The sequence below is a fragment of the Nonomuraea sp. NPDC049758 genome (assembly GCF_040674635.1).
Classification (GTDB): domain Bacteria; phylum Actinomycetota; class Actinomycetes; order Streptosporangiales; family Streptosporangiaceae; genus Nonomuraea.
In genome coordinates this window covers 1-10,203 of sequence record NZ_JBFAMZ010000055.1, presented here as the reverse complement: position 1 = coordinate 10,203, position 10,203 = coordinate 1, and the positions used below count along the sequence as shown (strand labels likewise).

Annotated in this window: 10 protein-coding genes; 7 read left to right on the top strand and 3 right to left on the bottom strand. The window is 74.6% G+C overall.

What is annotated here, in order from left to right; translation table 11 throughout:
- Positions 1 to 55 precede the first annotated feature (55 nt).
- Genes AB0J46_RS51615 through AB0J46_RS51605 form a run of 3 tightly spaced genes read right to left on the bottom strand, consistent with a single transcriptional unit; the run spans position 56 to position 4,803 of the window.
- Positions 56 to 2,992, bottom strand: coding sequence for an FAD-linked oxidase C-terminal domain-containing protein (locus AB0J46_RS51615; protein ID WP_364344787.1), 2,937 nt, complete (start codon positions 2,990 to 2,992; stop codon positions 56 to 58).
- Positions 2,993 to 3,049: 57 nt separating this feature from the next.
- Positions 3,050 to 3,589 carry a DUF892 family protein gene (locus AB0J46_RS51610; RefSeq protein ID WP_364344784.1) on the bottom strand — a complete coding sequence of 180 codons (540 nt, stop codon included), beginning with the start codon at positions 3,587 to 3,589 and terminating at the stop codon, positions 3,050 to 3,052.
- Entirely contained in the window at positions 3,586 to 4,803 is a 1,218-nt protein-coding gene (locus tag AB0J46_RS51605; protein WP_364344781.1) for an MFS transporter, read from the bottom strand. The genes AB0J46_RS51610 and AB0J46_RS51605 overlap by 4 nt, the downstream gene beginning before the upstream one ends.
- A gap of 83 nt (positions 4,804 to 4,886) precedes the next feature.
- Between AB0J46_RS51605 and AB0J46_RS51600 the strand changes: the two genes are divergently transcribed.
- From AB0J46_RS51600 to AB0J46_RS51570, 7 genes are all read left to right on the top strand, one after another.
- Positions 4,887 to 5,855 carry a winged helix-turn-helix domain-containing protein gene (locus tag AB0J46_RS51600; protein ID WP_364344778.1) on the top strand — a complete coding sequence of 323 codons (969 nt, stop codon included), beginning with the start codon at positions 4,887 to 4,889 and terminating at the stop codon, positions 5,853 to 5,855.
- Positions 5,856 to 5,890: 35 nt separating this feature from the next.
- Positions 5,891 to 6,433 (top strand): RNA 2'-phosphotransferase, encoded by a 543-nt coding sequence (locus AB0J46_RS51595; RefSeq protein WP_364344775.1) that lies wholly within the window; start codon positions 5,891 to 5,893, stop codon positions 6,431 to 6,433.
- Between the two features lie 77 nt (positions 6,434 to 6,510).
- The gene (locus AB0J46_RS51590; protein WP_358286027.1) at positions 6,511 to 6,954 is read left to right on the top strand and encodes a CBS domain-containing protein; all 444 of its coding nucleotides are present in this window, start codon (positions 6,511 to 6,513) and stop codon (positions 6,952 to 6,954) included.
- A gap of 74 nt (positions 6,955 to 7,028) precedes the next feature.
- On the top strand, positions 7,029 to 7,634 hold the full coding sequence (locus AB0J46_RS51585; RefSeq protein ID WP_364344772.1) for a TetR/AcrR family transcriptional regulator: 606 nt from the start codon (positions 7,029 to 7,031) through the stop codon (positions 7,632 to 7,634).
- Between the two features lie 113 nt (positions 7,635 to 7,747).
- Positions 7,748 to 9,184 (top strand): MFS transporter, encoded by a 1,437-nt coding sequence (locus tag AB0J46_RS51580; protein WP_364344769.1) that lies wholly within the window; start codon positions 7,748 to 7,750, stop codon positions 9,182 to 9,184.
- A gap of 174 nt (positions 9,185 to 9,358) precedes the next feature.
- Positions 9,359 to 9,721, top strand: a complete 363-nt coding sequence (locus AB0J46_RS51575) for an STAS domain-containing protein (protein WP_364344766.1) — start codon at positions 9,359 to 9,361, stop codon at positions 9,719 to 9,721.
- A gap of 129 nt (positions 9,722 to 9,850) precedes the next feature.
- A partial coding sequence (locus tag AB0J46_RS51570) for a HAMP domain-containing protein (RefSeq protein ID WP_364344763.1) occupies positions 9,851 to 10,203 on the top strand: 353 nt, incomplete at its 3' end.

Genomic DNA, 10,203 nt, shown 5'->3' with positions numbered 1-10,203 from the left:
CCCGGCCCCGGCCGGGGCCGGGGCCGGGGCCGGGGCCGTGATGGGACGGGCCGGGTCAGTCCTGGTGGACGAGGGCCGTGGCGAGGAGTTCGGCCAGGTGGCGGCCCTGGCGGCCGGTGCCGGCGGCGGCGATCTGGGTGCGGCAGGAGAAGCCGTCGGCGAGCAGCTCGTCCCCCGGCCCGGCCGACCGTACGGCCGGCCAGAGCCCCTGCTCGGCGCACGCCTGCGACACCTCGTGGTGCCCCCGCTCGAACCCGAAGTTGCCGGCCTGCCCGCAGCAGCCGGAGTCGAGCACGCTGGTCCGGATGCCGAAGCGGTCGAGCACGGCCCGGTCGGCGTCGTAGCCCATGATCGCGCTCTGGTGGCAGTGCACCTGCGCGATCGCCTGCCCGCCGGTCGTGGCCGGCCGCCAGTCGGCGGCGCGCGTCTCCAGCAGCTCGGCCAGCGTCAGGAACCGCTCCCCCAGCAGCCGCGTCTCGGGCGTGTTGAGCAGTTCGGGCCCGTCGGAGCGGAACACGGCGGCGCAGCTCGGCTCCAGGCCGACCACCGGCACCCCGGCCTCGGCCCAGGGGGCGAGCGCCCCCACCGTCCGCGCCAGCACCCGCCGCGCCACCCCGAGCTGCCCGGTGCTGATCCAGGTCAGCCCGCAGCACAGCGTCACCGGCGGCACCACCACCTCGAACCCGGCGGCCTCCAGCACGTCCACGGCGGCCCGCCCGATGTGCGGGTCGAAGTGGTCGGTGAACGTGTCGGCCCACAACACCACCCGCCCCCGCGTGCCCGGCCCGCTCCGGGGACGCCGCCTGAACCAGTCGGTGAACCGCTGCCGGGCGAACCTCGGCAGCTCGCGCTCCGGCGTGATCCCCGCGACGGCCTTGACCAGCCGCGACAGTCCTGGCGCCGAGTTGAACGCGTTGACCAGGCCGGGCGCGGCCGAGGCGAGCGCGGCCCACACCGGCAGCCAGCCCATCGAGTAGTGGGCCCGGGGCCGGACGCGGTGCCGGTAGTGGTGGGCGAGGAACTCGGCCTTGTAGGTGGCCATGTCCACGTTCACCGGGCATTCGGAGCGGCAGCCCTTGCACGACAGGCACAGGTCGAGCGCGTCGCGCACGGCGGCCGAACGCCAGCCGTCGGTGATGACGTCGCCGCGCACCATCTCCTCCAGCAGCCGGGCGCGCCCGCGCGTGGAGTGCTCCTCCTCGCGGGTCACCCGGTAGCTGGGGCACATGACGCCGCCCTCGAAGGTGTGCTTGCGGCAGGTCCCGGTGCCGACGCAGCGGGTGGCGGCGTGCCCGAAACGTCCGTGGTCGTTGGGGTACTGGAAGAACGTCTGGCGCGGCTCGTGCGGGTAGAAGCGGTGCTGGGCCAGGTTCTGGTCGAGGTGGCGGGGGTGGACGACCTTGCCCGGGTTCATCCGGTCGCGCGGGTCGAAGATGGCCTTGAAGCGGCCGAACACCTCCACGACCTCCTGGCCGAACATGATCGGCAGCAGCTCGGCCAGCGCCTGGCCGTCGCCGTGCTCGCCGGACAGCGAGCCGCCGTAGGAGGCGACCAGCTCGGCGGCCTCCCGGGCGAAGGCGCGGTAGCGGGCGATGCCGTCGTCGGTGTGCAGGTCGAGCGGCAGCCGGCCGTGCACGCACCCCTGGCCGAAGTGGCCGTACAGGGCCGAGTCCTGGTAGTCGTGCGCGCGCAGCAGCCGCTCGTAGTCGCGCAGGTAGGCGCCCAGCCGCTCGGGCGGCACGGCCGCGTCCGACCAGCCCTCGTACGTCTGGCGGCCGGTCGGCGGGTAGGCCTCCACGCCGAGCCCCGACTCCCGCCAGCGCCACAGCCGGTCCTCCCTGGCCGGGTCGCCGAGGAAGGCGTGCGTGGGCGTGGGCGCCTCGGGCCGCTCCCCCACGTCGCGCATCATCGTCTCGGCCCGCTCGCGCGCCTGCTCGGGCGTGTCCCCGCCGAACTGCACCAGCAGCCAGCCGCCGCCCTCGGGCAGGTCCTGGAGCGCCGGGTCGCCGGGGTGCTCGCGCTTGGCCAGCCGGTACATGGTCTCGTCCATGGCCTCCAGCGCGATCGGCGCGTGCCGGGCCACGGCCGGGACGGCGTCGGCGGCGGTGAAGACGTCCTCGAAGCCGAGCACGGCCAGCGCCCTGGCGGGCGGGGACGGCACGACGCGCAGCTCGGCGCGGAGCACGGTCACCAGCGTGCCCTCGCTGCCGGTCAGGGCGCGGGCCAGGTCGAAGCCGTTCTCGGGCAGGAGCTGGTCGAGGTTGTAGCCGGAGATGCGGCGTTCCAGCCTGGGGTAGCGGGTGCGGACCACTTCCATGGTCTCGTCGCGCAGGACGCGCACCTGGCGGTAGATCTCGGCCAGCCGGCCGCCCTGGGCCTGGATGCGGTCGTACTCGGCGTCGCTGGTCGGCCCCACCCAGGCGCGCACGCCGTCGTAGGTGAGGATCTCCAGCCGGAGCACCGACTGCGACATCTTCCCGTACGCCTGTGCCGAGGCCCCGCACGAGTTGTTGCCGATCATGCCGCCGATCGTGCAGGCCCGATGGCTGGACGGCCGCGGCCCCACCATGAGCCCGTACGGCGCCAGCTCGTGGTCCACCTGGTCGAGCACGGCCCCCGCCTGGACGACGACCCGGCGGCCCGCCGCGTCCACGGACTCGACCGCGCCGCAGTGCTTGGACCAGTCGATCACCACCGCCGCGTTGCAGCACTGCCCGGCCAGGCTGGTGCCGCCGCCGCGGGAGAGCACGGGCACGTCCCCGGCCCGGCACACGGCCACCGCCGCCACCCCGGCGTCCAGGTCGCGCGGCACGACGACGCCGATCGGGACCTGCCGGTAGTTGGAGGCGTCACGCGCGTAGGCGGCGCGGCTGCCCAGGTCGAAGCGCACCTCGCCGTCCACGGCCTCGGCGAGGCGGCGGCTGAGCGTCTCGACGTCGATCTCGCGGGACGGCGGCGTGTGCGTGACGGGCGTGTTGACCAGGCTCTTCATTCCGGGCACTTACCCGGGCCGGCTCACGGGCCGCCCAACGGCGGGCCAAGCCCGGTTCTAGACCCCGAGCAGGTCGGTGAGGTCGTCGGCGTGCTCCTCCTCCTCTTCCAGGATCGACTCCATGAGCCGGCGGGTGGTCGGGTCGCCCTCGCCGAGCCAGCGGATGATCTCCTGGTAGGTGGAGATGACGATGCGCTCGGCCCACAGGTTGGCCTCCAGCAGCGCCTTCAGGTCGGTGTCGGCGGGCACCTGGTAGTCGGTGTGCGAGCGCTGGACGAGCTTGGCCGGGTCGAAGTCCGGCTCGCCGCCGAGCTGGCTGACGCGTTCGGCGGCGCGCAGCGCGTGGTCCAGCTCCTCCTTGGCGTGCTCGGTGAACTCCGCCGCCACCTGCGCGCGGTCGATGCCCTTGGCCGAGATGGCGTGCCTGGTGTACCTGAGCCAGCACACCACCTCGGTGGCGATCACGTCGTTGAGGACCTCGATGACCTTCTCCGGGTCGCGGCCGAAGGTCTGCGTGATCGGGCCCTCGTCCATCTTCTGCCGCACCTGCTCGCGGATCCTGGTGACGTCGAGCACGAAGTCGTCCGTCTGCGTCATGATGTGTCCTTCCCCCGGCGATTTCCCCTGGTCAACGGTAACTTCGCCGGAGCCTGCGCCGGGGTTGCGACACGGGAGGACCGCAGGCGGGGGGCCAGCGCGAGCGTGACCGCCGCCGACGCCCCGGCGAGCACGGCCATGGCCGCGCCGGGCGAGGTGTGCTCGGCCAGGGCGCCGGCCAGCGCGGCGGCCACCCCCTGCATGGCGACCATGCCGGAGGAGTGCAGCCCGAGCGCGTGCCCGCTCAGCTCGGGGGGCGTGAGCGCCATGAGCCGCTCCTGGAGCAGCAGGGTGGCGGCGAACCCGGCCGAGGCGAGCGCGACCAGCACCGGCGACGGATACGCCACGAACACCAGGTACGGCAGCGCCAGCAGCAGGTACAGCGGCGTGACCAGCCGCGCCCGCCAGTGCGGCGCCACGTACCGGCCGACCAGCACGTCACCGGCGAGCATCCCGGCGGCGGCGCAGGCGAACAGCAGCCCGGCCCGGTCCGGCGCGAGCGGCACGAACAACGACTCGCAGCCGACGATCAGGCCGTTGGGCAGCCAGAGGGCGAGGTAGACGTGCCGGCGCGGCCGATCGGACCACAGGCGGGCGTTGTCGCGCCAGGTCTCGGCGGGTGAGGGCCGTCCGGACGCGCGCGGCCGCCGCCGTCCGAGCCCCAGCCCGGCCAGGGCGGCGGCCAGGTGGAGGGCCGCCGCGACGAGCAGCGTCCCGCGCGGCGACAGGACGGTCACCAGCACCCCGCCCGCGCCGAACCCGGCGATCTGCACGATCCCGGAGGACATGTTGAGCACCGACCGGCCGAGCAGGTATCCGTCCCGGTCGAGCAGCTCGTTGAGCAGCCCGTACCGGACGCCGCCGCCGAGCGCGGACAGCGCGCCGAAGGCCAGCACGACGGCGAGCATGCCCCACACGGGCAGGCCGGGCACGGCCAGGAAGGCGGCGCCGAGCGCGGCCGCCAGCGCCAGCCCGGACAGGGCGGCCCGCGGCGGCAGCCGGTCGGCCGCCGACAGCAGCGTGGCCGCGCCCACCACCTGGGCGAGCGCCGGGCCGAACATGGCCAGCCCGGACAGCAGCGGCGACCCGGTGTCGGCGTAGACGAGGGTGCCGAGGGCGAGCCCGCTCACCGTCTGCCCGGCCACCTGCCCGGACGAGACCAGGAAGAGCGGGGTGAATCCGGACCTGCCGAACAGGTCCCGGTACGTGCGCATGGGACGGCAGTCTTCGCGACCGGCGGCGGCAGGCGTTACTGTTTCGCCCACCCGCGAAACAACGCGGGGACGAGGAGGACGTGGTGGGTTTCTGGCAGGTCGACGCCGACACGCTCGCGGTCGGCCGGTTCGTCCTGTCGCCGCTGGCCGAGACGATCGCCGCGCTGAAGACGCTGGACCGCGCCGTCGCCGCCCATCCCGGCGAGGACGCCTGGCTGGCCGCCCACCTGCCCGCCTACCGCGCCGAGCAGGCCGCCGACCCGGTCACGGCGCTGCTCGTCCGCGCCGCGCTGGGCCGTACCTGGAACGCGACCTTCCTCACGCCCACGCCCGAGGGAGCGGGCGAGGCGGCCTTCGAGGAGGAGGTGGCCAGCGTCCGCGACACCCCGCCCGAGCAGGCGCGCGCGGACCTGGTCGAGTCGCTGGGCGGCCCGGTGCCCGCCGTGCTGCGCCGCGACGACCTGCCCGCCCGCATGGCCGCCCGGCTGGAGTGGGTGTGGCGCGAGACCGTGCTGCCGGCCTGGCCGCGGCGCCGCCGGATCATCGAGGCCGACGTCACCGCCCGCGCCGCGCGGCTGGGCCGGGGCGGCTGGGCGGCGGCTCTCGACGGCATGCGTCCCGGCCTGCGCTGGCTGGGCGACGGACGGCTGCAGATCAACGCCTACGACCATCCGCCGCGGGACCTGGCGGGCGCCCGGCTGATGTTCGTGCCGGTCACGCCGCGGCAGGGCTGGGTGAGCTGGCACGGCTCCCGCCGCTGCGCGATCGTCTACCCGTGCGCGGGGCCGCTGGCCGACGTCGGCCCGCCGCCCGCGCCGCAGGCGCTGGGCCGGCTGCTGGGCGGCGCGCGGGCGGGCGTGCTGGTGCTGCTGGACACCCCGAAGAGCACCACGCAGCTCGTCGCGCTCACCGGCCAGGGCCTGGGCTCGGTGGGCCGCCATCTCAAGGTGCTGCTCGACGCGGGGCTGGTCGGCCGCGTGCGGGCGGGCCGTTCGGTCCTCTACGGCCGTACGCCCGTCGGCGAGGACCTCGTACGGGCACAAACCAGCTGACCGCGCCCGCCCGTCGCTGCCACCATGGGAACCCCATGGACGAACGACGCGTGATCCGCATCTCCAAGTACCTGGCCCGGCACCTGCGCCACGACCCGCAGCGCATCGGGCTCGCCCTCGACGCGGCCGGCTGGGTCGCCGTCGACGACCTGCTCGCCGCCGCCGCGGTGCACGGCTTCCCGATCACCCCCGACGAGCTGCGCCAGGTCGTGGAGACCAACGACAAGCGGCGCTACGCGATCGAGGACGGCAGGATCCGCGCCAGCCAGGGCCACTCGGTGCCGGTGGAGCTCGGCCTGCCCGCCGTGGAGCCGCCCGCGTACCTCTACCACGGGACGGTGGCCCGCAACCTGGACGCCATCCGCCGGGAGGGCCTGCGGCCGATGAGCCGCCACCACGTGCACCTGTCCCCCGACCGGGAGACCGCCGTCCGGGTGGGGGCGCGCAGGGGCAGGCCGGTGGTGCTGGCGGTCGCCGCCGGGGACATGCACGCCGGCGGCCATCTCTTCCTGCGCAGCGACAACGGCGTCTGGCTCACCGCCCACGTCCCACCTGGCCACCTGCGTTTCCCCTCCTGACCCCGCCACGGGAACCTGGGGCCTTCCGCCGGGCGGGAGGGGGGTTGGCTAGGCTGTGGGCCGGAGGATGATCACCCATGCGCGCACGCGATCTCGTCACGGAGTTCCCGGCGGTCACGCTCGACATGTCGGCGCTCGACGCCGCCCGGCTGCTGGCCGAGCGCGACCTGCCCGGCCTCATCGTGATCGGCGACGACGGCCGCCCCCACAGCATCCTCCCCGGCACGCAGGTGCTCCGGCTGGCCGTGCCGCGCTACTGCCAGGACGATCCGGCCCTGGCCCGGGTGGTGGACGAGGCCCACGCCGACCTGTTCCTGCGCCGGCTCGGCACGCGTACCGTCCGCGAGTGCCTGCCCGAGCAGCCGCGCGAGCTGCCGGTGGCGGACATGAAGGCCACGGTGCTCGAACTGGCGGCGCTCATGGCCCGCACGCGCAGCCCGCTGGTGGCGATCGTGGAGGACGGCCGGGTCGCCGGAGCCGTCACCCTCCAGTCCCTGCTGGACCACGCGCTCGCCCTCTGACCACCTCCCCCGGGCCCGGTGACGCGCCGAGGGCAGCGACGATCTCCGGCCGGGGGCGTCGTAGGCTGGTGCCCATGGGGAAGACCGCCGCCGCCCGACAGCCCGTCCCCGCCCGGCGGGCCGACGCCGAGCGCAACATCGCCGCCATCCTGGAAGCCGGGACGCGGCTGCTCAGCGACGACCCGGGCGCGAGCGTGGCCGAGATCGCCAAGGCCGCAGGCGTCGGCCGGGTCACCCTGTACGGGCACTTCCCCTCCCGCGAGGCCCTGGTGGACGCCGTCCTCGACCACACCGTCGGGCTGGCCGACGCCGTCCTGGAGGACGGGGCCCTCGACACGGCTCCCGCGCCGGAGGCGATGGCCGGGCTGCTGCATTCGTCGTGGGAGATCCTCGACCGCCACCGGCGGCTCTTCGTGGCCGCCGACCGGGTGCTGTCCACCGAGCGCATCCGCGAGCACCACGACCGCCCGCTGCGCCGGGTGGAGCGCCTGATCGCCCGCGGCCAGGACGACGGCGACTTCCGCACCGACCTGCCGCTGGAGTGGCTGGTGACGACGTTCTTCGCGATCATCCACAGCGCGGCCCAGGAACGGGAGGCCGGCCGCCTGGCCGCCGAGGAGGTCGAGCCGGTCCTGACCCGCACCATGCTCTCCCTCCTCACCTCACCCTCCCCCGCCTGACACTTCCCCTTCAGGGGCTCCTCCAGCCGATGCGGTCGCCACGACACCCTACCGGCGTACCGTTTTGTTTGTGCTTAACTTGAACACCAGTGTACAAGTTAAGGAGACATGGGATGAGTCATCACGTCGGGACGCGGGCTGCCGCGCCCGCGCAGAGCAAGGGCTGGGCGGTGCTGGCGTTGTTGTGCCTGGCGCAGTTCATGCTGATCGTCGACATCACCGTCGTCCAGGTGGCCCTGCCCACCATCGGCGCCGACCTCGCGCTCGGCCGGGAGGCGCTGACCTGGGTGGTGACCACGTACACGCTGTGCTTCGGCGGCCTGATGGTCCTCGGCGGGCGGCTCGCCGACGCGCTCGGCCCCCGCCGCACGCTCCTGGCCGGGCTGGCGCTGTTCACCGCGGCCTCGCTCGTCTGCGGCCTGGCCGGCGACGGCGGCACGCTCATCGCCGGGCGGGCCGTCCAGGGGGTCGGCGCGGCGCTGCTGTCCCCCGCGGCCCTGGCCGTCGTCACCACCGTCTTCCAGGGCGAGCGCCGGGCCCGCGCGCTCGCCGTGTGGGCGGCCATCGGCGGCTCGGGCGCGGCGATCGGGGTGCTGCTCGGCGGCGTCCTGACCAACGGCCCCGGCTGGATGTGGGTGTTCTTCGTGAACGTCCCCGTCGGCCTGCTGGTGCTGGCCGCCGTCTCCCGCGTCGTCCCGGCCCGCGTCAGGGACGATGCCCCGCGCGGCGGCCGGGTCGACGTCGGGGGCGCGCTGCTCGTCACGCTGGCGACCGCGCTGCTGATCTACGGGCAGGTCTCCGCCGGCGACGGCGGCTGGGGCGCCGCGGGAACCGTGCTGCCGCTGACCGGGGCCGCCCTGTCCTATGTCGCGTTCGTGCTGGTCGAGCGGTCGGTACGGGCGCCGCTCATGCGGGTCGAGACCCTGGCCAGACGGCCCGTCGTCTCGGGCGCGTTCGTCATGCTGGTCGCCACCGGACTGATGCTGGGCCTGTTCTTCCTCAGCTCCCTCTACCTGCAGCACGTCCTGGGCTACAGCCCTCTGCGGACCGGGCTCACGTTCCTGCCCGTCGCCGTCGCCATCACGCTCGGCGCGCATCTCGGCGGCCGCCTCATCGGCAGGGTCGGGGGCCGGCCGGTGGCCGTGGCGTCGTTCCTGCTGACCGCCGCGGGGGCGGCGCTGATGACGCGGGTCTCCCCCGAGGCGGGCGCGTTCACCACCTTGGTGCCGGGGTTCGTGCTGGCCGCCGTGGGGATCGGGCCGGCGTTCGTGACCGCCACCACCACGACGATGGCCAACGTGCCGCCCGGCGAGAACGGCGTCGCCTCCGGGGTGATCAACACCTTCCACGAGCTGGGCGGCTCGATCGGGGTGGCGGTGGTGTCCACGGTCGCCGCGTCCAGCCTGGTGCCGGGCGCGGGGGCCGGCGGCTTCACCTCGGGGCTCGTGCTGTGCGCGGTCGTCGCGGGGGTGGCGGCGGCGATCTCGCTCGGCCTCGTCCCGCCCGGCAGGCCGGCGGGCGCGTTCGTCGGCCACGGTCACGGTCACTGACGGGATGTCCCTGGCGACCCCGGGAGGCTATTCTGCTTGCGTGACTGCTCCGCCCCCCGCGGGACGCGGCTTCTCGACACACCCGGCCTGCGCCGGGGCCGGTCATCACCGGGCGCCGGGCGGCGCCCCTCCGCCGTTGGTCGCGTCGCGCCCGGGGCGCGGTGGGCAGCGGCGATGCCACCGCTGACGCTCCTGCGCCGGGAGCAGCCGGGCGTGACCGTGATCGTGGTGTCCGGCGAGCTCGACGCCACCAACCGCGCCCAGTTCGAGAGCTTCCTCAGAGACCGTCCGGAGCCCGGCCACCAGGTCGTGTTCGACCTGGCCCGGGTGCCGTTCGTGGACAGCTCGGGCCTGCACGTCCTGCTGGCCTTCGCCACCGACCGGTTCAGGAGGTCGGGCGCGGTGCGCCTGGCCGCCGTGCAGCCGCTGCCCGCCCGGCTGCTGGACATCACCGGGGTGCTCGGGCACCTCCCCGTGCACGACACCGTCGAGGAGGCGGTGGCCGCCGCCAGGGCCGCCGCGGAACGTTCCGTGTGACGGGCGGCGCGCGGGGGCATTCTCGGCTAACTTCGGGGCTAGCGCGCGTCTGGGCGCAGGCGGCTACTCTTCCGCTACCCAGGGTTGAAGTTCTTCCATGCCGGGCGAGCACGGAACGAGGAACACGACATGAGCGACCCCACGGTCGGCAACGCACGTTCGAGCGGGCGCGGCAAACGTGTCCGAGGCCCCTCCGAGGTGGGCGAGACCGAGCTGCGTCAGCTGCTCGGCGGGCTGACGGCGGTCCGGGACGGCGATTTCCGTACCCGGCTGCCCGAGGACGCCGACGGGCTTTTGGGGGAGATCGCCTCGGTGTTCAACGGCATGGTCGACCAGTTGTCGTTGTTCACCTCCGAGGTGACCCGGGTGGCGCGTGAGGTGGGCACTGACGGGCGGCTGGGTGGTCAGGCCGATGTGCCGGCGGTGTCGGGCACGTGGAAGGACCTGACGGAGTCGGTGAACGCGATGGCGGGCAACCTGAC